This window comes from Streptococcus sp. STR1/CE/0325, assembly GCF_055386095.1.
Genome location: NZ_AP045018.1, coordinates 569,023 through 592,167, shown reverse-complemented (window position 1 = coordinate 592,167; position 23,145 = coordinate 569,023). Strand labels below are relative to the sequence as shown.

At 44.9% G+C, this 23,145-nt stretch carries 20 protein-coding genes and 1 pseudogene; 4 read left to right on the top strand and 17 right to left on the bottom strand.

Going from position 1 to position 23,145, the window contains the following annotated elements:
• Positions 1 to 45: 45 nt before the first annotated feature.
• The 4 genes from ACZ49W_RS02900 to ACZ49W_RS02885 form a co-directional block, all read right to left on the bottom strand.
• Complete coding sequence (locus ACZ49W_RS02900; RefSeq protein ID WP_464813839.1) at positions 46 to 852, bottom strand: MBL fold metallo-hydrolase; 807 nt, start codon at positions 850 to 852, stop codon at positions 46 to 48.
• Complete coding sequence (gene vicK, locus ACZ49W_RS02895; protein ID WP_464813838.1) at positions 849 to 2,207, bottom strand: cell wall metabolism sensor histidine kinase VicK; 1,359 nt, start codon at positions 2,205 to 2,207, stop codon at positions 849 to 851. Before vicK ends, ACZ49W_RS02900 begins: the two co-directional genes overlap by 4 nt.
• Positions 2,200 to 2,910, bottom strand: coding sequence for a response regulator YycF (gene yycF, locus ACZ49W_RS02890; RefSeq protein ID WP_464813837.1), 711 nt, complete (start codon positions 2,908 to 2,910; stop codon positions 2,200 to 2,202). Before yycF ends, vicK begins: the two co-directional genes overlap by 8 nt.
• Positions 2,911 to 2,997: 87 nt before the next feature.
• A complete protein-coding gene (locus tag ACZ49W_RS02885; RefSeq protein ID WP_464813836.1) occupies positions 2,998 to 4,071 on the bottom strand; it encodes a DUF3114 domain-containing protein in 1,074 nt (357 codons plus the stop codon).
• Positions 4,072 to 4,154: 83 nt separating this feature from the next.
• Between ACZ49W_RS02885 and ACZ49W_RS02880 the strand changes: the two genes are divergently transcribed.
• Complete coding sequence (locus ACZ49W_RS02880; protein WP_464813835.1) at positions 4,155 to 4,610, top strand: CFI-box-CTERM domain-containing protein; 456 nt, start codon at positions 4,155 to 4,157, stop codon at positions 4,608 to 4,610.
• Positions 4,611 to 4,654: 44 nt separating this feature from the next.
• Here ACZ49W_RS02880 and ACZ49W_RS02875 read toward each other — a convergent pair whose 3' ends face one another.
• The 5 genes and pseudogenes from ACZ49W_RS02875 to eno all read right to left on the bottom strand — a co-directional run bounded on the left by ACZ49W_RS02875 (position 4,655) and on the right by eno (position 11,446).
• Positions 4,655 to 5,251: a sugar O-acetyltransferase gene (locus ACZ49W_RS02875; RefSeq protein WP_464813834.1), complete on the bottom strand. Its 597-nt coding sequence runs from the start codon at positions 5,249 to 5,251 to the stop codon at positions 4,655 to 4,657.
• Positions 5,252 to 5,350: 99 nt separating this feature from the next.
• Entirely contained in the window at positions 5,351 to 7,315 is a 1,965-nt protein-coding gene (thrS, locus tag ACZ49W_RS02870) for a threonine--tRNA ligase (RefSeq protein WP_464813833.1), read from the bottom strand.
• A 41-nt stretch (positions 7,316 to 7,356) separates the two neighbouring features.
• Positions 7,357 to 7,676 (bottom strand): annotated as a pseudogene (locus ACZ49W_RS02865) (nucleoside triphosphate pyrophosphohydrolase family protein).
• A gap of 266 nt (positions 7,677 to 7,942) precedes the next feature.
• Positions 7,943 to 9,280, bottom strand: coding sequence for a glycosyltransferase family 4 protein (locus ACZ49W_RS02860; RefSeq protein WP_464813832.1), 1,338 nt, complete (start codon positions 9,278 to 9,280; stop codon positions 7,943 to 7,945).
• An 861-nt stretch (positions 9,281 to 10,141) separates the two neighbouring features.
• A complete protein-coding gene (eno, locus tag ACZ49W_RS02855) occupies positions 10,142 to 11,446 on the bottom strand; it encodes a surface-displayed alpha-enolase (RefSeq protein WP_464813831.1) in 1,305 nt (434 codons plus the stop codon).
• Positions 11,447 to 11,621: 175 nt separating this feature from the next.
• On the opposite strand from eno, the gene ACZ49W_RS02850 reads away from it, so the two are divergent.
• Positions 11,622 to 12,077: a DUF1694 domain-containing protein gene (locus ACZ49W_RS02850; RefSeq protein ID WP_464813830.1), complete on the top strand. Its 456-nt coding sequence runs from the start codon at positions 11,622 to 11,624 to the stop codon at positions 12,075 to 12,077.
• 247 nt (positions 12,078 to 12,324) lie between these two features.
• Here ACZ49W_RS02850 and ACZ49W_RS02845 read toward each other — a convergent pair whose 3' ends face one another.
• The 5 genes from ACZ49W_RS02845 to ACZ49W_RS02825 form a co-directional block, all read right to left on the bottom strand.
• Positions 12,325 to 13,620: a uracil-xanthine permease family protein gene (locus ACZ49W_RS02845; RefSeq protein WP_464813829.1), complete on the bottom strand. Its 1,296-nt coding sequence runs from the start codon at positions 13,618 to 13,620 to the stop codon at positions 12,325 to 12,327.
• 12 nt (positions 13,621 to 13,632) lie between these two features.
• Positions 13,633 to 14,151, bottom strand: coding sequence for a bifunctional pyr operon transcriptional regulator/uracil phosphoribosyltransferase PyrR (gene pyrR, locus ACZ49W_RS02840; protein WP_464813828.1), 519 nt, complete (start codon positions 14,149 to 14,151; stop codon positions 13,633 to 13,635).
• A 180-nt stretch (positions 14,152 to 14,331) separates the two neighbouring features.
• A complete protein-coding gene (locus ACZ49W_RS02835) occupies positions 14,332 to 15,225 on the bottom strand; it encodes an RluA family pseudouridine synthase (RefSeq protein WP_464813827.1) in 894 nt (297 codons plus the stop codon).
• Positions 15,209 to 15,673, bottom strand: a complete 465-nt coding sequence (gene lspA, locus ACZ49W_RS02830; RefSeq protein ID WP_464813826.1) for a signal peptidase II — start codon at positions 15,671 to 15,673, stop codon at positions 15,209 to 15,211. Before lspA ends, ACZ49W_RS02835 begins: the two co-directional genes overlap by 17 nt.
• Complete coding sequence (locus ACZ49W_RS02825; protein WP_464813825.1) at positions 15,670 to 16,575, bottom strand: LysR family transcriptional regulator; 906 nt, start codon at positions 16,573 to 16,575, stop codon at positions 15,670 to 15,672. The genes lspA and ACZ49W_RS02825 overlap by 4 nt, the downstream gene beginning before the upstream one ends.
• Positions 16,576 to 16,708: 133 nt before the next feature.
• On the opposite strand from ACZ49W_RS02825, the gene ACZ49W_RS02820 reads away from it, so the two are divergent.
• Both ACZ49W_RS02820 and ACZ49W_RS02815 read left to right on the top strand, forming a co-directional pair.
• Positions 16,709 to 17,179 carry a MarR family winged helix-turn-helix transcriptional regulator gene (locus tag ACZ49W_RS02820; protein ID WP_464813824.1) on the top strand — a complete coding sequence of 157 codons (471 nt, stop codon included), beginning with the start codon at positions 16,709 to 16,711 and terminating at the stop codon, positions 17,177 to 17,179.
• 98 nt (positions 17,180 to 17,277) lie between these two features.
• Entirely contained in the window at positions 17,278 to 18,459 is a 1,182-nt protein-coding gene (locus ACZ49W_RS02815; RefSeq protein ID WP_464813823.1) for an MFS transporter, read from the top strand.
• Positions 18,460 to 18,493: 34 nt separating this feature from the next.
• Here ACZ49W_RS02815 and ACZ49W_RS02810 read toward each other — a convergent pair whose 3' ends face one another.
• Genes ACZ49W_RS02810 through ACZ49W_RS02800 form a run of 3 tightly spaced genes read right to left on the bottom strand, consistent with a single transcriptional unit; the run spans position 18,494 to position 23,144 of the window.
• Positions 18,494 to 19,420 (bottom strand): hypothetical protein, encoded by a 927-nt coding sequence (locus tag ACZ49W_RS02810; protein ID WP_464813822.1) that lies wholly within the window; start codon positions 19,418 to 19,420, stop codon positions 18,494 to 18,496.
• 26 nt (positions 19,421 to 19,446) lie between these two features.
• Positions 19,447 to 22,512: a type III restriction-modification system endonuclease gene (locus tag ACZ49W_RS02805; RefSeq protein ID WP_464813821.1), complete on the bottom strand. Its 3,066-nt coding sequence runs from the start codon at positions 22,510 to 22,512 to the stop codon at positions 19,447 to 19,449.
• Positions 22,509 to 23,144: a hypothetical protein gene (locus tag ACZ49W_RS02800; protein WP_464813820.1), complete on the bottom strand. Its 636-nt coding sequence runs from the start codon at positions 23,142 to 23,144 to the stop codon at positions 22,509 to 22,511. The genes ACZ49W_RS02805 and ACZ49W_RS02800 overlap by 4 nt, the downstream gene beginning before the upstream one ends.
• Between the last annotated feature and the right edge of the window lies 1 nt (position 23,145).

Below are 23,145 nucleotides of genomic sequence, written 5' to 3'. Positions count from 1 at the left end.
GGCTAGCGAAAAATTTAAAAACAAGCTGAAATTTCCCAACCTGTTCTAGATCCGTGTCAAAGGGGTGGCTTGATCGGGAGCGGTATCATAGACTCTAATCTCACGCTCCACATCATAGTCCGCTTGCATGAGGCTGGTTTTCATGGTCATGTTGGCTAGCTCCTTGACATTATTTTCCTTGCTCAAATGTCCCAGATAAACCCGTTTGGTGCGATTGCCCATGGTACGAAGAAGGCTCTGCGCCCCATCTTCATTGGACAAATGCCCCTTATCGGACAAAATCCGCTGCTTGGTTCGCCAAGGGTAGCTGCCTGAGCGCAACATCTCCACATCGTGGTTGGACTCCATCAGATAAGCATCCGCATTTTCCACCAGCCCAGCCAAACGCTCACTCACATAGCCCGTATCCGTCAAGAGGACAAAGGATTTGTCATCCTTCATAAAGCGGTAAAACTGCGGGTCAGCAGCGTCGTGACTAACACCAAAACTCTCAATATCCAAGTCCCCAAAGGTCAAGACACTGCCACGCTCAAAGACATGTTTTTGTGCCACATCGATTTTCCCCAGCAAATTTTGAGCGTCCATCACTTCCCAAGTCTTTTGATTGGCATAAAGATCCAGATGGTATTTGCGCGCCAAAACGCCAACCCCACTGATGTGATCACTATGCTCATGGGTGATAAAGATGGCATCCAAATCCTCTGGGCTCCGGTCAATTTCAGCTAAAAGCCCCGTAATTTTCTTACCAGAAAGCCCCGCATCCACCAAGATGCGTTTTTGCGGCGTTTCGAGGTAAAAGCTATTACCACTCGAACCAGACGCTAAAATACTATACAAAAATCCCTGACTCATGACTCTAAGCTCACTTCCTCCCATTCATCTAGGGCTTCTTGGGTCTTTTCATACGGCAGGACAATGGTAAAGGTCGAGCCCTCCCCATACCTGCTCTTGGCCCAGATAAAGCCTTTATGCTGTTTGATAATCTCTTTTGCGATGGCAAGACCTAGACCAGTGCCGCCTTGCGCCCGACTCCTTGCCTTATCCACCCGGTAAAAGCGGTCAAAAATCAAGGGCAGATCCTTCTTTGGAATCCCTAAACCTTGGTCGCTGATGGCAACAATGAGCTGGGTGTCCGTGGTCTTCATGCTGACTGTGATAGTGCCACCATTAGGGGAATATTTGATGGCGTTATTGAGCAGATTGTCCAAAACTTGGGTCATCTTATCCGTATCAATCTCTAGCCAGATAGGCGTGATAGGATAATCTCTAACCAGTTCATAGCTCTTCTCACTTGTGGTGTGCTGATTTTTTATCTGGTCAAAGCGGTTCAAAATCGAGGTGATGAAGGCGGTAAAGTTGGTCATCTCCACATCCAGCTGACTAGCCTTGTTATCAATCCGTGAGAGATTGAGCAAATCCGAAATCATCCGCATCATGCGGTTGGTCTCATCTAGGGACACCTTGATAAAATCAGGAGCCACAGGCTCACCCAAAGCCCCCTCATCCAAGGCTTCAAGATAGGCCTTGACCGAGGTCAAGGGCGTGCGCAACTCATGACTGACATTGGAAACAAACATGCGGCGCTCCCGTTCCTCTTTCTCCTGATCGGTGGTGTCATGTAAGACCGCTACCAGACCAGACACAAAACCATTTTCCTTACGATTGAGGGCAAAATGAATGCGAAGTGTCACAAACTCCCCATGTTCATCACGGCTATTTAAGACAATCTCAGGTGTTTTCAAGACCAAATCCTGATAACTATAAGGATTGTCACGGCCCAAGATATCCAAAATCGACAACTCAAAAGCCTGCTCCTTGGTGATATTGAGCTGCTTTTGCGCCATGGCATTGATCATGATGATCTTACCTGTCCGATTAGTCGCAATGACCCCATCGGTCATATAAGCCAAGATACTCGCTAGGCGGTTACGCTCTTGAGCTAGCTTATCATGCGTAGCTCCAAGCACCACTGACAAGTCATTGAGGTGGGTCGCCAAATCCATGAGATCGCGGTCTCCCTTAACCGTGATGGTTTGACTATAATCGCCTGAGATCAAAGACCTGACCTTGCCATTGAGTAAGCGAATAGCCTTAGACTGACGGTATTCCCGATAAGCCAAAAAGATAAAATAACAGGCAACAAAAGCGAGCAGGCAAAGAATTGCCAGCTCGAACCAACTCAAATGGTTAAGAAAAATATTATTCATGAACTCTCATATAGTAGCCGACCCCGCGTCTAGTCATGATATACTCTGGGCGGCTCGGCGTATCCTCTAGCTTTTCACGCAAACGACGAATGGTCACATCCACCGTTCTCACATCACCAAAATAATCATAGCCCCACACCGTTTCTAAAAGGTGTTCACGGGTCATGACTTGACCAATGTGGGTCGCTAAATGATGAAGCAACTCAAACTCACGGTGTGTCAACTCTAGCTCTTTGCCGCGCTTTTTAGCCAAAAAGGCATCGGGGACAATCTGCAACTCACCAATGTTAATCTTTGGAATCCCTGGACTGGCCTGATCTTCACTAAGGGCTGTCTCAATGTTTTCCGTGCGCCGCAAATGCGCCTTGACCCTCGCTAGCAGCTCACGGTTGGAGAAGGGCTTGGTCACATAGTCGTCTGCGCCAATCTCAAGACCAATCACCTTATCAAACTCGCTATCCTTAGCAGACAACATGATAATCGGCACATGACTGGTCTTTCTGACCTCTTTTGCCACCTCCAAACCATCGAGTTCTGGCAACATCAAATCCAAGATAATCAAATCTGGCTTTTCCGCCTCAAACTGGGCAAGTGCTTCTCGCCCATCTGCTGCTGTCACTGTTTCATAACCTTCCTTGGTCAGGTTAAATTTGATAATATCTGAAATCGGTTTTTCATCATCAACAATTAAAACTTTCTTCATACATTATCCTCACTTTCTATCCTTTATCCTATCGTTTCTCCTATACTAGATTATATCAAAAAAAATGAAAAAACGATACAACAAGCCTTATCGGTGGTTCTGCCACCATAAGGTCAGTAAAAATCCCACTTTTTTCCACCAAGGCAGTTGCTTACGGTAACTTCTAATTCTCTCTTGAAACTGTCTTGCTTCATCCTGTAAGCCTTGCGCTTGTGATTTTCCATCTCTAGCATAAAAGCCTGCTGGGTTGAAAAAGCTACGCTCATAACCTTCCTCGCCTGCTTTGGTCCTGTTACTCGAACGGTAGTCCTTAGTCGCTCTATCTCGAAACAGGGGGTCGTGAACCCCAGCAAGATCCACATCCAAGTCCCAGTGCCGCTTACCTTTCCCATAATTAAAACTAGCGCCATTGATAATGCCACGCTGGGTGATGCTTCTGGTTTCTGTTTCATTGAGAAAATGCCCCTTGCTATCAAGGATAAACTCACTGTGCCACTGCACCAAAATCTTGATGTTAAAGGTGGCAAGATTATCTGGAAAAGCCCCACTACTCTGATGCAATTTATTATGAAAACGTGCCGACGTAAAAGGACTATAAGCCTTCAGCCAAGTAGGAAAAAGAGCCAGATAACAAGCGAGAGCTTCCCTATCACTTTCTCTATCCTTTTGATAAGATTTTCTGATATAGTCCGCCTGCTGGGCTGAAATCACATAGCGCAACTGATGGATTTTCTTGGCTAACAAATCGTCTTGGCTGATACTATCTTTTGGAAAAGCCTGATCCACTACCCTAGACAACTCCTTCCAAAAAGGATGATGAGGGGCTAAATCCGCATCAAAGCCAGCCACCAAGGTTTGATTTTCCCTAAGCTGACCGGACAAGTCCTTCGGAAAATCCAAGACAGCCAAAAGGACTTCCAAACGTTCTCTAGCTGGTCTTTCCCGCTCCATTTGCCAAAAGGTCAAAAACAGCCTTGAGCCGACCAAGAGCTTTGAAACCATTAGTCTATCTCTAAGCGCCTTATCCAAGACCTCATCCGACCAGCCCTGCTTTTCAAGTTGTACTAGACAGGCTGCTTGTTGATAACGTTCGTTCAGTGCCTTTTGATTAAAGTCAGACGTTTTCTTGGCTAAGCTGTGCCATCTTTTTTCTCTCCTCATGCCCTTATTATACCATAGCCTTTAAAAAAGCTTGACAAAAGGCTTAAAAATCAGTATCATGAAAGCAAAAAAGGGGACTTGCTATGGCTTATCAAGTATTACGAAAAGGACGCGTCATCATGTCCAATTTTGCAACCTACCGCGAAGCGCAACGCTATGTCGATCAAAAAACAGGCTTTTTCGGCGAGCCCAAGCACTATTATGAAATCAGGAAAGACGGCTGCTACTTGACCACAGCCTGTGTGGATTATATGGGCCTAGCAGATGATGGCGTAGAGCTCACTACCTTGAGAGCCTTTCGGGACCACTACCTCACCGATCAGCCAAATGGACAAAGAGACATCGCCCACTACTACCGCATCGCCCCTCGTCTGGTGGATCTGATTGACCACTCCCCTGAGCGCACCGTCTATTTGGAACGGATCTATAACCAGTTGGTCAGACCGGCTATTGCTTTGATAGAGGCTGGTGAAAATGACAAGGCTTATGCCCTCTATAAATCCTTCACCCTCCAGTTGGAACAAGATCTTTTAGACTAAAACACAAAGAAGCTGACCTCAAGGTCAACTTCTTTTTCTATGACTTAATGATAGGGCTTATAACCTGTCTTATCTGCTTCAGTGATGGGACGAATCACCCGACAGGGCACACCAGCTGCCACACTATTTGACGGAATATCCTTGGTCACGACACTGCCAGAGCCGATGATAACATTGTCCCCAATGGTCACACCTTGATTGATATGGACCCCAGCTCCAACCCAGACATGACTACCAATCTTAACAGGCTTGGCATAACAAGCTCCGTTAGCGCGCTCTGTCGGATCGATGGCATGGTTAGACGTGTAGATACCCACACGAGGACCAAATAAGACATGATCCCCAATCGTAATCCCACCACCGTCTAGCATCACACAATCAAAATTAGCGTAGAAATTATCCCCAATTTCAATCCCGTCGCCAAATTCACACCGAAATTGGGGTTCAAAATAAGGAGATTTGCCCACTTTTTTCAGTAACTTGGCTAAAATAGCCTCTCGCTCCTGGGCTGGTCTGCCGTAACTGTTATTATACTCATTACTCAGCAAGACCGCCCGCTCACGCGCTTCGATCAACTCTTTGGTTACATCATCATACATGGCCCCACTACGAATGAGAGCACGTTGTTCCTCTAGGTTCATAGCTTTTTCCTCCCTCCAATAGCGCCTTTCCTTTTACTTTTAAGACCAGCGTTCAAAAACAAGTCTGGAACAGCTGCCCCAGACTTGCCATCTCTATTCTTAGTCTTCGATAACTTCTTCGACTTTTTCAACACGAGAATAGTTCTTGATGTCCGCCAAGATTTGCTCTACAAAAGCCTCTAGGCTTTCAGTATGCGTTTCCTTGCTACCGTAGCGACGCACATTGACCGTACCATCTGCCATTTCCTTGTCCCCGACAATCAACTGATAAGGAACTTTCTTGGTTTGGCTTTGACGAATCTTGTATTGCATCTTTTCATTGCGCTCATCCACCACGACACGCACGCCCTTGTCTTTGAGAGCGTTCGCTACTTGCCAAGCATAATCAGCGTGTGCTTCGTTTGAAATTGGAATCACAGTGACTTGGGTTGGCGCTAGCCAAGTTGGGAAGGCACCCTTGTAGGTTTCAATGAGGTAGGCAGTGAAGCGTTCCATGGTTGAAACCACCCCACGGTGAATCATGACAGGACGGTGTTCTTCGCCGTCAGCTCCCACATAAGTGAGACCAAAGCGCTCAGGAAGAAGGAAATCCAGCTGGATAGTTGAAAGGGTTTCATCATTTCCAAGAGCAGTTTTCACCTGAATATCTAGCTTAGGACCGTAGAAGGCTGCTTCTCCTTCTGCTTCATAATACTCCAACCCCATATCGTCCATGGCTGCCTTGAGCATGCTTTGAGAGATTTCCCACATCTCATCATTGTCAAAGTATTTTTCCTTGTCTTCTGGATCACGGTAAGACAAACGGAAGGAATAATCGGTCAAGTTAAAGTCTTCATAAACATCAATGATGAGTTGAAGAACTTTCTTAAACTCTTCACGGATTTGCTCTGGTGTCACAAAGATGTGGCCGTCATTGAGGGTCATCTCACGCACACGTTGAAGACCAGAAAGGGCACCTGATTTTTCATAGCGGTGCATCATTCCCAACTCAGCGATACGAATTGGCAATTCACGGTAAGAATGCACATGGTTTTTATAAACTTGGATGTGGTGTGGGCAGTTCATCGGACGAAGCACCAACTCCTCACCATCTCCCATGTCCATTGGTGGGAACATGTCCTCACGGTAGTGATCCCAGTGACCAGAAGTCTTGTAAAGCTCGACACTAGCAAGCGGTGGTGTATAAACGTGTTGATAACCAGACGCGATTTCCTTATCTGTGATGTAGCGCTCGATTGTACGACGCACTGTCGCACCATCTGGCAACCAGAATGGCAGACCTTGTCCCACTTCTTGGCTAATCATAAAGAGGTCTAGCTCTTTACCGAGTTTTCTGTGGTCACGTTCTTTGGCTTCCTCACGCATCTTGAGGTAGTGCTTGAGGTCTTTTTTATCAAACCATGCGGTTCCATAAACCCGTTGCATCATCGGATTTTCGCTCTTACCGCGCCAGTAAGCCCCTGCTACATTGAGGAGTTGGAAAACTTGGATCATACCAGTTGAAGGCACGTGTGGCCCACGGCAAAGGTCAGTGTATTCCCCTTGGCTATAGATGGTCAAACCACCCTCATCTTCTGAGTGCTCTTCGATGAGTTCCAACTTATAAGGGTCATTTTTAAAGATTTCCTTAGCTTCTTCCTTGCTGACTTCTTGACGAATACTTGGGAAGTTTTCTTTGACAATCTTTCTCATCTCTTCTTCGATACGAGGAAGGTCTTCATTTGAGATTTGACCTTCGGCGTTATCCGTATCATAGTAGAAACCGTCTTGAATCGCAGGACCTACTCCAAGATGAATGTCTGGATAAAGGCGACGCGCTGCTTGGGCAAACAAGTGAGCCGCAGAGTGACGAAGTAGCCCAAAAGCATCCTCATGATCTGGGGTCACAATCTCAAGGCTACCATCTTCTGTAATTGGACGAGTCGTGTCAATAAGTTTACCATTAAACTTACCCGCCAAGGCTTTCTTCGCCAACGATGGGCTAATGCTTTTTGCAATATCTTCTGTTGTGATACCTGGAAGGTATTCTCTTACGGCACCATCTGGAAATGTAATCTGAATCATTGTTTCTCTCCTTTTTCTTTACTCGAAACCTTTATTTCTTGTTACTCTTTTTCTACGCCAAGTTGCTTTTCTTTTTGAGCTAAAAAGCGCTCCAATTCCCTTTCTATATCCACATCTAAACGGTGAGACAACTCTAAAAGCCACCACATATTCTCTGCTAATTTTTCCTCTAGGACATAAGGGGCCTCATCATAGTAGCGTCCTTGTTTGGTCATAACCAAGCGATTGAGATTTCCAATATCATTGGAAAGCGCTAGTAAATCCTCTTCAATGGACCAAGGCTTATGAGATGCTTGATTTCAAGCCTCTCATAAGCCTTCCTAATCGCTATGCTACGCTCCAGCGCTTCTTTAATGTTCACCTATCTCTCCTTTTTAAAAAACAAAAAGCGACATCCAAAAAGGACGTCGCAACGTGGTTCCACCTTCATTTGTAACAGGACAAGTCCCATTACCTCGTTTTTGGCTCTAACGTGGCCACCGTTTTATGTTTGCATAAAAACTAGGGAAGAGTATTTGCTTGCTTTTGTTTACACCACTCACAGCAACGGGTGCTCTCTAGAAAACAATCCACAAGAAACATGTTTCCAACTGTTATTTTATCACTTTTCCAAAAAATTGCAAGGGATTAGCGTAAAAAATCTCGTAAAACATCGACAACTTTTTTAGGCGCTCTGACCACCTTGACTGAGGTCTTGGCTGTACTTCTAGCAGCCCGTCTTGGAAGATTCATGGCAGAACGTACGAGGCGAATTGACTGATCTTCTCTACTTCCTTTGACCGTCATAGAGAGCTTGTCATATTGTTTGACCTGCTTGGTGATCAGCATATCGAGGTAAAATTCATAGACCGATTGTCCAAAATGTTCCGCAGAAATAGCGTAACACTTCTCCTTCCAAAGGCTATCATCCTTTGGTGGTGTGGCTAGGATAGCTTCTAAAATGGCCCCAGACAAATCACTTTCTTGATAGTAAAGCGTACCAAACATCGGGTCACTCACCAAATCATCCAAGTAAGGATTGCCGTGCGCAATAATCGGCGTACCACTAGCGATACTCTCTGTATAAGTCAGACCTTGCGTTTCACTGGTTGACGCACTGACAAAAAAATCCGCCGCCTTATAATAAAGCACTGTTTCATCTGGTGAAATCATCCCTGTAAAAAGTACGTGATTCGTTAAGTTCAGGTCCTTGGCTAAATGTTTCAGTTCTTGAAGATAAGGTCCGTCACCTGCCACTACCAGCTTTACTTCTTGATGTTCTGCTAGGACTTCTGGAAAAGCCTTAATAATAGCTTGAATATTTTTTTCATAGGATACCCGTGACAAACTGAGCAGCATGGTCTCATCAGGAAGAATACCTAGTTTTTCACGCAAATCACTAATGGCTTCTTTGGTGATGTCTGGTCGCACATAGCGTTCTAAGCGAATACCTGTTGGAATAACCACCTTTGGCACCTTGACATCATAACCCTCAAGGAGATTGTAAACGATGCGACTCGGACAGATAATGCCGTCCACATCATTTAGATAAGCCCGCATGATGTATTTGATCATACTTGGACGAATAAGCTTGCCCTTGGCGATATAGTTGACATAATCCTCATACTGGGTGTGGTAGGTGTGCACCACCGGAATATTAAGCGCCCGACCGAGAATCTCCCCCAAAATGCCGAGACTAAACTCCGTCTGCGTGTGGATAATATCAAGCTGATAAGCCTTCGCAATCCGGTAAGCCGTCAATAACCCACGGTAGGCAATCCTACGATCAGTAAAGGAAATAAAAGGAACACTCGGCAAGCGGATAATAGACGCATCATCATAACGCCCATCCGTTAGCTTATCCGTTGTGGTAAAAATATAAACCTCGTGACCATTTTTTTCCAACATATCCTTTAAGGTCTCAATACTGGTCGCCACACCCGATACTTGAGGGAAATACGTATCTGTAAATAACCCCACTTTCATCCACTTTTTCTCCTTATAGTAAGATACAAAGGAGCGCTTCGCTTTAGCGAAAACTTCAAAAGAAAAATCTATCTTTTTTCTGAAGAAGTTAGCTCCGTGTTCCGTTTCAATAAGATACAAAGGTGCGGTTCTTGCTTTAGCAAGAAATCTTCCAAAGAAAATTAGAGAACTTGACGAAGAACCCTAAAGTTCTAGGAAAGTGAGTCTATTTTCAAAGGAAGATAGCACCGTGTTCAATGATGATACAAAGCCCGTTGAGCGAACACAGGAAAATTAAGAAAACTGACGAAGAACTTAGGCGTTCTAGGAAGGTTGCATAATTTTCCACAGTTCGTAGGGCGTGTTCCAATCGCCAGTGATAAAGGTCACTCACGCTCCTCTTTATCACACGCTTCTTGCTATCTGGCAAGAAGCTAGGCGACTGACTAGATTTTTCATTCGGTCAACTTGACCTCAGAAAAAGCGTCGCCACCATAAGATACAAAGGGCGTGAAGAAAGCAAGAAGAAAATAGACAGTTTGACGCTGGAACCTTCAGTTCCTAGGAAAACTGAAGATTTTCTCGATGCTTTTAGCCCATGTTCAGTTCATAAAATACAAAGCCCGTTAAGCGAACACAGGAAAATTAGGAAAGCTGACGAAGAACCCTAAAGTTCTAGGAAGCTTTATCTATTTTCCAAAGTTCGCAGGGCGTGTTCAGTTTCGTTTGCTTTTTATCATACCATAAATCCCAATTTTTTTCAAAAATCCTTAGAACAGATCTAATACCATAACCCTAAAAAACACTTTCTTCTCCCTTTATATCAAAAAAGCCCTCGGGATATTTCCCAAGAGCTCAAAACCATTCATTTAGGTTGGTTTATTATTTTTTAAGATTGTAGAAAGATTTCAAACCACGGTATTCAGCCACATCACCCAATTGATCTTCGATGCGAAGCAATTGGTTGTACTTAGCGATACGGTCTGTACGTGAAAGTGAACCTGTCTTGATTTGGCCAGCGTTTGTTGCCACAGCAATGTCAGAGATTGTTGAATCTTCTGTTTCACCTGAACGGTGTGAAACAACTGCAGTGTAACCAGCTTCTTTAGCCATTTCGATGGCATCGAAAGTTTCAGTCAATGTACCGATTTGGTTAACTTTGATAAGGATTGAGTTAGCTGCACCTTCTTCGATACCTTTTTCAAGGTATTCTGTGTTAGTTACGAAGAAGTCATCACCAACCAATTGGACTTTCTTACCAAGACGTTCTGTAAGAACTTTCCAACCATCCCAGTCGTTTTCGTCCATACCATCTTCGATAGAAAGGATTGGGTATTTGTTAACCAATTCTTCAAGGTAAGCCACTTGCTCGTCAGCTGTACGAACCGCTGCACCAGGACCTTCAAATTTAGTGTAATCGTAAACTTTACGTTCTTTATCGTAGAATTCTGATGATGCACAGTCAAAGCCGATGAAGACTTCTTCACCTGGTTTGTAACCAGCTGCTTCGATAGCTTTGATGATAGTTTCTACTGCATCTTCAGTACCGTCGAATTTAGGTGCAAATCCACCTTCGTCACCAACGGCTGTTTCAAGACCACGTTCTTTAAGGATTTTCTTAAGAGCGTGGAAGATTTCAGCACCGTAGCGAAGCGCTTCTTTGAAAGTTGGTGCGCCAACTGGCAAGATCATGAATTCTTGGAAAGCAATTGGTGCATCTGAGTGTGATCCACCGTTGATGATGTTCATCATTGGTGTTGGAAGCACTTTAGCGTTGAAACCGCCAAGGTAGTTGTAAAGTGGCACTTCAAGGTAGTCAGCAGCTGCACGTGCAACGGCAATAGACACACCAAGGATAGCGTTCGCTCCCAATTTACCTTTGTTAGGTGTACCGTCAAGGGCAATCATCATGCGGTCGATAGATTGTTGATCGCGTACATCAAAACCGATAAGGGCTTCTGCAATGATGTTGTTAACGTTGTCAACAGCCTTTTGAGTTCCAAGACCGCCGTAACGTGACTTGTCGCCGTCACGAAGTTCTACTGCTTCATGCTCACCAGTAGAAGCACCTGAAGGAACCATACCACGACCGAATGCACCGGATTCAGTGTAAACTTCCACTTCAATGGTTGGGTTACCGCGTGAGTCAAGGACTTCGCGAGCGTAAACATCAGTAATAATTGACATCTTCTTACTCTCCTTATTGAGTTTAATTTGTTACCTTTTTATCATATCATAATTTGGACGCTTAGGCAAATCAAAGACAAATTCTCTTGAAAAAATTTTTTGAAAGACTTAGAAAACGCTATCAAAACTTGGTTTGTGGTACAATAAAGCATAAACAAAAAAGGAGGGAGTATTCATGACAAATTTGGAAGACAAGGTTTTGACCTACGCCACCGGTGAAAAACGGCTCAATCCAGATGAACAGCGCAACTGTCTAGGGACCTTCCACGAGCGATTGGTGCTCACCATCTCTTTAGAGGATGCAGACAAACAGCAGGTCATCGCTGCCTTTCCTAAGCTATTAGAAACCTTGGCGAATCAGTACCAGCCTTTGACCGTAAAAATCTCCGCTCGCCTAAGCGGTCAAACCGAGATGGCTTATATGAAGGCAGCCAAGGATTTACATCTCCCTGCCACCATCATCGACGAAGAAAAAGCCCACTCGCCTTACGGTGTCGTGGTCCATAGCGACCATGCTGTGGAGATCACGGACCCCGACTTACGAGCACAATTTCCACAGGTCTTACAGACAAACAGCTGCCACTCCTCTGGTGACAAAAAATCCTTCTGGCACAAGCTACTCCATTTTTAAAAAGAAAAAAGCGTTTGAGAGACTAGCCAATAACTCCCTCAAGGGCTTTTTTTACTATTGAATGTTTAAGGAGAGCGCTTTTAGCACGAGTCACTCTCGTATAGCTTCCCCTTATTCATATAAACTCGAACTCAAAAAATACCTCAGCACAATATTAGCAATATAAACGTTTTAAGTTTTAGTCTGAAAATAAGTCAGTGACACAAGACAAAAACCACCCAATCTAGGTGGTTTCTTCATGTCATTTTTATTTCTTCTCTTTTGATTCTTCTGGCAAGAATTGGTAGAGGATGATTCCAAGGACAGTTGAGAAGGCGACACCTGTGATTTGGAAACCGTCGATTTGAAGCATGAGTCCTCCGATACCAGAAACCAAGATAACACTGGAGATAAGGAGGTTCTTCTTATCATCCAAGTTGGTTTTGGATTCGACCAAGATTTTTAGACCGCTAGCTGCGATAACTCCAAAGAGGGCGATGGAAAGTCCACCAACAACAGGAGTTGGAATGGAGTTGATGAGCGCTGAGATCTTGCCGATAAAGCTAAGGAGAATAGCAAGAACGGCTGCTCCTGCAATGACCGCAACAGAGTAAACCTTGTTGAGTGCCATCACCCCGATATTTTCCCCATAAGAAGTCACCGGAGGCGCACCGATGAAACCAGCGATGATTTGGGCTACCCCATCACCCGTTAAGGTACGGTCAAGACCTGGATCCTTAAAGAAATCACGGTTGGTCAAGCTATTTAGAACCACCACGTGACCAAAGTGTTCTGTCATGGTCACAAATGCGATGGGTGCCATGGTTAGGATAGCACTTGGATAAAGTTTGAAGGGTTCGTTGACAAAAGGAATGTAGAGGTCTGGAACACTGATCCAGTGTGCCTTAGCGACACCTGCAAAGCTGACAAACTCCTGACCTGTCACCATTCCAAAAAGGATGGCAAAGATATAACCAGTGAAAAGACCTAAGAGGATAGGGATAATGCCGACAATGCCTTTTCCAAAGATATTGAAGAAGATAACCGCAAGTAGGGTCACCATCCCGATGATGAGGTAGCTGGTATTATAGACCCCGTCTTTGAGCATAACGTCATTGACCGCAACACTCGCTAAGCTAAGCCCGATAACCATGACGATTGGTCCCACCACGATGGGAGGAAGAATCTTGTCAATCCAAGCATTTCCCATAAAGCGCACAATCAAGGCAACCACTAAGTAAACAAGACCCCCAACAATAGCTCCCTGTGCCACAGCTCCCATGCCGTCCGTCTTTAGCAAGGTCTGCATAGCAGCAATGTAGGCAAAGCTAGAACTCATGTAAGCTGGGATTTTAAACTTGGTCACCGTCAAATGGGCTAGGGTTCCAAGACCACTAGACAAGAGAGCAACCGTTGGGTCAATCCCAACAAGAATCGGCACCAAAACGGTAGAGCCAAACATGGCAAACAAATGCTGGAAAGATAAACCGATTAGCTCTCCTGTCGGTGGGATTTGATCCACATCATATCTCGCATTCGATGGGGTTGATTGGGTTTGTGTCACTGTTATTTCCTCCTATTTCTTCGTCAAAAAGACTGCGTCTTCTTGGTCAATCTCGCTAATATGCACCACAACATCTTCTTCTGAGCTGGTGGGGATATTCTTTCCCACATAGTCCGCTCGGATAGGAAGCTCCCTGTGCCCTCTATCAATCAAGACCGCTAAGCCCACACGCGCTGGACGCCCGTGGCTAACGAGATTGTCAATGGCAGCGCGAATAGTTCTACCTGTAAAGAGCACATCATCGACAAGGATAACCTCTTTACCTGCAATCGAAACATCCATCTGGGTGGTATCTGTCGTTTCCTTGACATCATCACGAAAGGGTTTGGTATCAAGGCTGGCAAGGGGCAAATCAATCCCTTCCAACTCTTTGATGCGCTCCTTGATCCTTGCTGCAATCTCGACACCTCTGGTCTTGATTCCTGCTAGCACCAGACCATCTAAGGACTTATGGCGTTCGATGATTTCATAAGTCATCCGCATGATGGTGCGCCGCATGGTCACGGCATCCATGATTTCCTTCTTGGTCAATCTAACCTCCTTATTTCAAAAAAAGAGCCTCCTTTTTCAAGGAAGCCTTCTAAAAATAGGATACTAGAAACCTAGTATGCCCTTCTTTCTTGCGATTCCTTGCCTGCCTCACGGGACAGGATTTAAAGGATTTTCTATTGTTTTATATTCTAACACGTTCACCCATATCTGGCAAGTGCTTTAATCGATTTTTCTTAATTTTTTCAGGTTTTCTTGAAAAACCCTTGGGACGTCTGCTTCAAAGACCATCTCTTCTCCTGTTCTTGGATGAGTGAGTCCCAAGCGTTTGGCATGGAGGAACTGCCCCTCTCCTTTTAAGGTTTTTCGTGGACCATAGAGGGGATCACCTGCCACAGGATGACCGATATAAGCCATGTGAACCCGAATTTGATGCGTACGACCTGTCTCAAGGGTCAACTCAACTAGGCTATAATCTCCAAAACGCTCCAAGACTTGAAAATGGGTCACAGCAGGCTTACCCTTAGATGTCACGGCTTGTTTTTTTCGGTCTTTTTCACTTCGTCCGATAGGTGCCTCGATGATCCCACGCTCTCTAGGGAGATTCCCGTGAACGAGAGCTACGTATTGACGCAGAGACTTTTTGTCCTTTAGCTCCGCTGCTAGGGCTTGATGGGCGTGATCGTTTTTGGCAATCATGAGAAGCCCAGACGTGTCCTTGTCGATACGGTGGACAATGCCTGGTCTGACCACCCCATTGATGGTGGAGAGATCCTTGATATGATAGAGCAGGGCATTGACCAAGGTCCCTGAGGTGTGACCTGCCGAAGGATGGACCACCATGCCTTGAGGTTTGTTAATGATGGCGAGATCTTCGTCTTCGTAGAGGATATCAAGAGGGATAGCCTCAGCTTGGTAGTCTAAGACCTCTTCTTTTCTCTCCTCATAGGAGATGACATCTCCTTCTTGCACCACATACTTGGCTTTTTTGAGGGTTTGATTGACGAAAATCTCCCCTTGTTTAATCATGTCGTTTGCCTGCGTGCGGGATAAAGGTGTCAAATCCGCTACTGCCTTATCTAAACGAGCGCCACCTTCTTTAACGATGACTTCCACTAGTTTCCTCCTTCCATAAAGCGATGAGCAAGAGCACCACTCCAATAGAGAGGTAGCTATCTGCTACATTAAAAATCGCAAAATCCATAAAATCCAAATGCACCATATCAACCACATAGCCAAGACGTAGCCGATCAATGAAATTGCCCAAACCACCTGCAATGATGAGAACCAAACTGGCTAGTAGCCACAAGGAGGACTGGTAATGCTTAATGACATAAAATATCGCTCCTCCAATGACCACCAAGGTAATGAGGGCAAAGAGCCACTGCTGGTTTTGCAGGATGGAAAAAGCCGCCCCGTAATTGCGCAGGTAAGTCAGGCTAAAGACACCAGACCAAAAAGGGCGCACCTCTTCTAGTGGGATGTGGGCTACCACCCACCACTTGCTGGCTTGATCTAGTAAAATCAAGATGAGGGGTGTCAGGACAAGTCCCCATTTTCTCATACTTTTCCTCCTGTTTCAAAATAAGCCTGTAATTCCGCCACAAAACGCACGCCACAAGGGGAAAGTTCCAACTCAGAACGTTTGATGGCAATGAGTTGATTGAGCGGTTGTCCTTCTAGCGGAAGGCTGATAATCTGACAGTTTGGCTCCTTTAAAAAGCCAGAACCCGTCGCATAACTATCTGTGCGCTCCAAGATGCCATTTAAAGTAGCGCGATCCGTCACGTCGTAAATCACAGAACTATTGCTACGATCCACCAAATGCTCAAAATAATAAGGGTAATCCTCCTTATCTTGAGTGAAACGCACCGCAGGTAGAGCTCTCACATCCTCGATGGTTAGCTTTTCTTTTTGCACTAGGGGGTGATTTTTTCGCACATAGATATGGGTCTTAAACTCCACCAAGGGGCTGTACTCTAGCCCTTCTTCGTCCAAACGCCTCAAAATCTGATGACGATTGCCATCATTGAGATACAAAATCCCCACCTCGCTATGACCAGCACTGACCTCATCTAAAATCTGCATCGTGGTTGACTCGACCAATCGAAAGCGAGTGTACTCTGGATATTTCGCTGAAAATTGGGTAATCAAAATCGGCAAAAAATCATAGTGGTGGCTGGCAATAGAAAAATCCTTGGTACTACCTGTTAATTGAGAATACTGGTTTTCAAAACCATCAAAATGCGTGACCAAATCCTTAGCCTTATCCAAAAAGCCTTCTCCTCGCTTGGTCAAGACCGCTCCTGTCGCAGATCTAGTAAAGAGTTTAAACCCTAGCTCGTTTTCCAAATCCTTAATCGCCACCGAAAGACTGGGTTGGCTGACAAAAAGCGTACTCGCCGCTTCTCTGAAAGTTCCGCTCTGGGCAATGGCTAGCGCATAGCGTAATTGTTGTATGTTCATACTGTTGCTTCCTTCATCTCACTAAGCTTCATTATATCATAAAATAAAGGGTGTGCCTATTTCAGAGGTCTTTGTCCTTCTCCTATGAAGAGAAAAAATTGCCAAAAAGTTTGAATTTCATTATAATAAAGCCATGACAACAGAACAAGATACCTTAAAACAACAAGCCCAGCTCATGGAAGGGCTGACTAATCTGCTCAACGAACTTACCGCCATCAATAAACCCCAGCTAGAAAAAAATATCGCCCACCACAGCCTCAATGAACTCCAAGTCATCGAGCTGGTAGCTCGCTTGCCCCAGCCCAATGTCACCAAACTCTCTCGAGCGACCTATATGACCAGAGGCAGCATCAGCAAGCTCACCAAAAAACTCATGACTCAAGGGTTGTTAAGTCAGTACCAGCATGCCAACAATAAAAAAGAAATCTATTTCCAACTCACCCCTGAAGGTCAGGCTATTTTTGAGCAACATCAGCACCTCCATGCTGAATGGCTCAAACGTGATGCAGCTGTCTTTGAACACATGAGCGCTCAAGAATTTGAGATTTTCTTTCGTTTTATCGGGCGTTATCGCCATCACCTCAACCATCTGAAAGACCAATAAGTCCAGATGGTTTTCTTTTTGTCTATCTTTTTGTTGACAAGGAAACAAAAATGGAGTAATATTGTTTCCGTAGAAACAATTAAGAAAGGAACTTTTCAATGACCAAACATCAGCTCACTTTTGGTTTGATCAGTAGTTTTCTCACAGGCTTAGGATTGACCATTGTTGGTCCTGTCCTTCCTATCCTCTTAGAAAGGCTAGTATCCTCCACTAAGGAGCAATCCCTCTATCTGACTGCGATTAGTAGCCTCTATGCTCTCGCTGTATTTTTGAGTGCACCTGTCTTGGGTCGGCTGAGTGACCATCTAGGGAGGCGACCGATTCTCTTACTTAGTCTTTCAGGCTCTGCTCTTGGTTATCTCCTCATGGGAGCTTTTCCTAGTCTTTGGGCTTTGATTTTGGGACGGCTCCTTGAGGGCTTGACTGGAGGAGAGATTGCCACTCTCTTTGCGTATTTTTCTGACAAGACCACTCCCAAAGACAGACTTCGTTATTTTGGCTGGCTGGGGGCAACCGTTGGATCGGCAACCACGATTGGTCCGCTCTTGGGTGGTTTTTTAGCTAGCTTTCAGACCAGTCTGCCCCTTTATTTCGGAGCTGGCATCAGTGCTCTAAACTTGATATACGGCTATCTGGTCATGCCTGAAAGTCTCACAAAAAAACAGCCCCTAAGTCTAACAGCACTCAATCCCTTGATGCAAGTGAGTCAAGTCTTTCAGAAATCTTTTTTGAATAGACTCCTCCTTGGTGCTTTTTTCCTCTGGTTACCTAGCGGTGCCTTGCAAGCTATCTTTCCCCAAGTCGCCTACCAAGCCTTAAACTTTTCACCCACAGCTACGGGGGCGAGTTATGCCATTATCGGTCTGATGGATATCCTCTGCCAAGTCCTGCTGATGCCAAGACTCAGCCGCTACTGGTCAGACCATCAGATTTCTCAACTAGGACTAGCTAGTCAATTCTTGGCTTATGCTCTACTGAGCTTATCTGTTTTTCTCCTTCATCCCCTTGTCTTTATCCTTGCCATACTCATCTTTGGCTTTGGTGATTCCCTCCTAGGACCTAGCCTTAATAGCCTCTTGTCTAAGGAAGTCAGCCCCCAAGACCAAGGGCAATTACAAGGTCGCATGCAAAGCCTTCAAGCCCTCGCACGAATTTTAGGACCGCTCCTAGCTGGGCAAATCTACCTGCTCTCTCCTAGCCTTGCTCTAGGGCTTGGTCTCCTTTTTTTACCTCTGTCGGCTCATTTCCTCTACGGTCAAACCAATATCCGCTCATACTAAAGCAGTTGAGGCTATCCTCAACTGCTTTAGTCATTTATGTCTCCTGTTGGTGTTGACAGTAGGTGATTTCAAAAGCATCAAGATCACGCTCATTTAGATCCCTTAGCCTTGACAGCAGGCTGTCTTTTTGTTCTTCCATCGCCATTTTAGACTTGTCTAAGCGCTCCTGCGCTTGATGGTAATGGTTAGGCGACTGCTTGATTTTGAGATAAACTAGGAGCAAATCCTGATAGCGAGCCATCTGGATGTCTTGCTGGGCGAGGTATTCTTGCGTCCTATTCCCAGCCAATTTCATGATGGTTTGACGCAGACGCTGATCTAAGTCTTGGATAGTGGCATGATTATCCGCCAGTTCTGGAGCCAGTCCTAAGATGACCTCCTCGAGACGCTCAGACCCCAAAACCTTATCCAAATCCACCTTTGACCATGACTGACGACGGGTCAAGAGCCTGGCATAAGCGCTCATTTCTTTTCTAAGCGACCTTAGAGAAGCCTCACTGCTTCCGCCACGTTTTCGGGCAAGGTAATCTTCCAAGAGATCATAATACGGTGCCTCCATCTCGTCCTTGCCTTTTAAGGCCTCGCCTTGATAGAGCATCGCGACCGGCTCTTGCGTATCTAGGTGCCAGCGATAAACCTCTTCATAATCTTCTCGCAACTCAGGTGCCAGATAGACTAGCATAGGCGTGATGTCTTCTTGCGTGTCAAACCGGATGAAAAAGGGCGTGGCAAGAAGTTCTATCACTGCCTCCTCTAACTCCAGTACTGGCTCAAGGTCCAAGTCAAAGCTAGCGTCACTTCTTCCTTTAGCCACACTTAATTTTACTTGCCCAATAGCCTTTAATAGCTCATTGGCTAAGCGAAAACACGCGATATGACGATCCTCCTCCCACGCCTGTAAAAAGGCTGCGTACAAATCTTGGATGGTCTCTAGTCTATCTACTAAGTCTTCCTGCGCCATCTGATTTCTCCTTTCCTCCCTTTATCCTACTTCAAGAGCTGAAGCAAGCTCTCATAGCTCTCAACCACATCATAGACGGCTGCCTTATCAAGATGACCTGCCTCTCCTAGCGCCTTAAAATGTGCCTTGGCACAAGTGATCTTGGCTTTTTCTTTTGCTTTTAGATCCAAACTATTCATGCTCCCTTTCGTCTCTGCGACAAAGTACACATGCTTGATGTCCCCCTCTTTAAAAGCGATCGCCCAGTCGGGATTGTATTTCCCTAGCGGCGTTGAAATGTAAAAACCGCTCGGTAACTTGCTATACACCACGACATCCTCGTGAGTTTCTAAGGCCTCATGAAAGTCTTTCTCCGTCTTTGAATCCACCTTGGTATAATGGTAAATATCTTTTTCAGAATCCAGTACAAACGGATCATCTCGCTGGGCAGTCGCTGGATTATCTGTAAAAATGGTGTGGTCATAGCTCCGCTCAAGAACATCATAAGAAATCCCCTCCACGATTCGACTAGCCATTTCCTGCTGAATCAGTTTGGACACATTTGAGATAAATTCCTCTGGATTGCACTTAAACAAGTCAAATTTTTCCGAGCGAATCCCATATAAAATATGAGCCACCGCTTTTCTAGTCAGCTGGGTCTTATCAGCTATCTGCCCTAGTAAATCATAGGAAATCTGCACATCGCTTGGTTTGATGTAACTATCCTTGATGCTATTTTTGCCTTCTTTAAAATCCAAACTTTCTTTTTCAATGCGTTCGAGCTGACCTTCTCTCACTTGATAGCGCAGTTGCGACACAGAGAGTTCTTGGTCAATCGCCTCGATACACTTTTGAATCAGCTCTTCCTCATCAAACGAAACTCGGTAAGAAGTCTTTTTGTTTATCCTTTCCCACAGGGCTAAAAATTCCCGCTTGTGAAGATTTTTTTGATTGATTTCATCTGAAAAGACAAGGGATTGATTGGCATTTTCGATAGGATAAGGTTTGCCTCTGACCAACTGTTCGACGATTTGCGACCCAAAGGCGCTCACTTCTTCTGGTAAGACCAGCTGATCTTTTTCCACCGCTTGATAGAAAGCCGCGGTCAACTGTCCCTCAACTGACACATACCCCTCACGAATCAGGCTATTGTAGATTTGGGTTGCCAAATCCTCAGTGCTTTCTATCTTGTCTCCTGCCTCATTTGTCAAGATAATATGCCTAAAGAAGGTCTTATCCACCTGATGAGGACGACCTTTCAAGACCTCTTTCATCTCACTTTGTAGGCTCTTAGTGAAGCTCTCATAGCTTTCATTGGCAATGACGGTCAAGTGGTTAATGGCATGCACTTCCTCCCCCAAGAGTTCCTTGTCCTGTCTGATTCCTTTTTGGTCAACAGCTAGCCGCATGCCACGACCGATAGACTGGCGCTTGGCAATGTCAGAGCCGGAGTGGCGAAGCGTACAAATCTGAAAGACATTGGGGTTATCCCAACCCTCTTTGAGCGCAGAATGGGAGAAGAGAAAGCGCACCGACTCATCAAAACTAAGCAAACGCTCCTTGTCCCTCATGATGAGGTCATAGGCATCCTTGTCATTTGAGTTGCCTTCTTTTCCTTTGACCTTAGAGTTGACCAGCTGCATGGTGTTGGTCTTTTTATTTTTATCCACGGAGAAATACCCCGCATGCACACGGTTTGCCTCAAGATTACCACGAAGATAGTCGGCATACTTCCCATCTGGGTGCTGCTTGAGATAAGCCGCCACTTGTGTGTCGTATTCCCTCTCAAAAATCTCGGCGTACTCACCATTTAGCGCCTGACCTGCTTCGTCATAGCGCTTATACTTAGCCACTTCATCGATGAAAAAGAGGGACAAGACCTTGATCCCACGCAAGAACAAGCTCTCTTCTTTTTTGAGGTGGGTCTTGATGGTCTCACGAATTTGGAGCTTGCGCAAATCCTCCTCATTGCTTTCCCCAATCACTTGCCCAACCGCCAATTTTCGCTCAGGACCAATCTGAATGGTATTGGCACCATCTCTCGCGTCAAAATGACTGAGCGTCCAGCCCCTATAAGCTGGCAGTTCACCAGACTCAGCATAAAGGTCAAAACCCTCTTCCACCAGCTTGGTTTTGCGCCTAATCCCCGTTTGACTGCGGTATTCAAACTCAATCCTCGCCTTAGGTTTCCCCGTTTTTTGTAGCACCAACTCTTGCAGATAGAGATAACCGTCAGTTCCAGTCCTGCCTTTTTGTTCAATCGCCTTGACAGCAATCTTTTTGACCAACCGTTGCTGATAGGCATCTAAAGCATCTAGGCGATAGACCATATCATAGGCTTCCTTGTGGGTCGCCGAATAGCGAAGGGTAAAGAGAGGTTTAAACTTCGTCAAACTGTCCTTGGTCTTTTTGCCTTCTACCGACTGGGGTTCATCGATGATGAGGATGGGATTCATACTAGCGATGACATCAATAGGCTTTCTAAAACGAAAACTTTCCTGCTCCATATGGATACGTCTCGCATCTTTTCCCCTAGCATTAAAGGCTTGGGAATTGATAATCATGACCCGAATATCCGAAGTCGTGGCAAAGGTCTCCAAGTCTCCTAATCGGCTAGAGTCGTAGACAAAGTAGCGCGGTTGCTTGCCGTACTCTTCCTTAAAATGATCCGCCATCATCTGAAAAGACTTGAGCACCCCCTCACGAATGGCAACACTGGGCACGACAATGATAAACTTACTCCAGCCATAGCGTTTGTTTAACTCCATGAGCGTGCGGATATAGGTGTAGGTCTTTCCCGTCCCTGTCTCCATCTCGATGGAAAAATTGTAGGACAAGCGCCCATCTACACGACTCGTCGCAAGTTTTTTTGACGGACGGATGCCATACTGTATCTGATGCGCCTGCACTCGCTCCAAGATAGAGCTTTCCTCCACTTCAATAGGGTTATTGCGATAAGCGTCCATGATGAGGTCAGACTCATCATTATAGGCACTTCGTCCTGTATCAAGGAGATAACGCAGCGCATCTCGCTTAGGCTGCCCCTCAAAAAGATCCACCACACTGGCAACTGCCTCTAGCTGAAAGCCTTGGTGTTTAAATTGCAGTTTCATTGGGAGTCTCCTTTACATTTGCATCTATATCTTTCACATTTGTGTCTGTATCTTTTTATGTGATAACAAAATCCGCCATCCAGTTCTTGTTTCATAGAAGAAAGCACATCATCAATTTTTTTCGTTAAACCACTGTTAGCTATAATTTGATTTTTCTGTGACATTCCCATCTGTATGACCTTATCTATTTCTTTCAGCTTGTCAAACACATCCATATTTTTTTGTGATAAAAAATAAATACTATTGAGTAATTGTTTAAATTTCATATACGCTTTATTATCAAAAAAGTATATCTGTGTATCCTGACAATTGAGTAAATCATTATAAGTCCCTTCCAGCTCACCAAGAACATTATATAGTTTATTAACTATATCTAGTCTTTTATCATTTAACTTTTCATTATCTGAATTACTAATTTCTTCCATATTCTTTTTTATTAACTCTTGAGTGTCATCAATTTCCTTGTCTATAATTTCTAGGTATTGCTCAACTGGAATTTGTAAATGAGATAAATAAACTATAACCTCACTATACAAGTCTATCTTTTTCGTAAATAGAGTCTGTCTTTTTCCATAAAAATACCCTAACCACGCTACTACAATAGTCACCATCACTGATATAATTTTATCCATC

Coding starts and splice junctions, on each gene's coding strand:
- ACZ49W_RS02820 (WP_464813824.1), top strand. CDS start 16,709: ATGACAACAGAACAAGATACCTTAAAACAACAAGCCCAGCTCATGGAA.
- yycF (WP_464813837.1), bottom strand. CDS start 2,910: ATGAAGAAAGTTTTAATTGTTGATGATGAAAAACCGATTTCAGATATT.
- ACZ49W_RS02810 (WP_464813822.1), bottom strand. CDS start 19,420: ATGGCGCAGGAAGACTTAGTAGATAGACTAGAGACCATCCAAGATTTG.
- ACZ49W_RS02800 (WP_464813820.1), bottom strand. CDS start 23,144: ATGGATAAAATTATATCAGTGATGGTGACTATTGTAGTAGCGTGGTTA.
- ACZ49W_RS02815 (WP_464813823.1), top strand. CDS start 17,278: ATGACCAAACATCAGCTCACTTTTGGTTTGATCAGTAGTTTTCTCACA.
- ACZ49W_RS02880 (WP_464813835.1), top strand. CDS start 4,155: ATGGCTTATCAAGTATTACGAAAAGGACGCGTCATCATGTCCAATTTT.
- ACZ49W_RS02860 (WP_464813832.1), bottom strand. CDS start 9,280: ATGAAAGTGGGGTTATTTACAGATACGTATTTCCCTCAAGTATCGGGT.
- ACZ49W_RS02875 (WP_464813834.1), bottom strand. CDS start 5,251: ATGAACCTAGAGGAACAACGTGCTCTCATTCGTAGTGGGGCCATGTAT.
- ACZ49W_RS02900 (WP_464813839.1), bottom strand. CDS start 852: ATGAGTCAGGGATTTTTGTATAGTATTTTAGCGTCTGGTTCGAGTGGT.
- lspA (WP_464813826.1), bottom strand. CDS start 15,673: ATGAGAAAATGGGGACTTGTCCTGACACCCCTCATCTTGATTTTACTA.
- ACZ49W_RS02825 (WP_464813825.1), bottom strand. CDS start 16,575: ATGAACATACAACAATTACGCTATGCGCTAGCCATTGCCCAGAGCGGA.
- ACZ49W_RS02850 (WP_464813830.1), top strand. CDS start 11,622: ATGACAAATTTGGAAGACAAGGTTTTGACCTACGCCACCGGTGAAAAA.
- ACZ49W_RS02805 (WP_464813821.1), bottom strand. CDS start 22,512: ATGAAACTGCAATTTAAACACCAAGGCTTTCAGCTAGAGGCAGTTGCC.
- ACZ49W_RS02885 (WP_464813836.1), bottom strand. CDS start 4,071: ATGAGGAGAGAAAAAAGATGGCACAGCTTAGCCAAGAAAACGTCTGAC.
- vicK (WP_464813838.1), bottom strand. CDS start 2,207: ATGAATAATATTTTTCTTAACCATTTGAGTTGGTTCGAGCTGGCAATT.
- thrS (WP_464813833.1), bottom strand. CDS start 7,315: ATGATTCAGATTACATTTCCAGATGGTGCCGTAAGAGAATACCTTCCA.
- eno (WP_464813831.1), bottom strand. CDS start 11,446: ATGTCAATTATTACTGATGTTTACGCTCGCGAAGTCCTTGACTCACGC.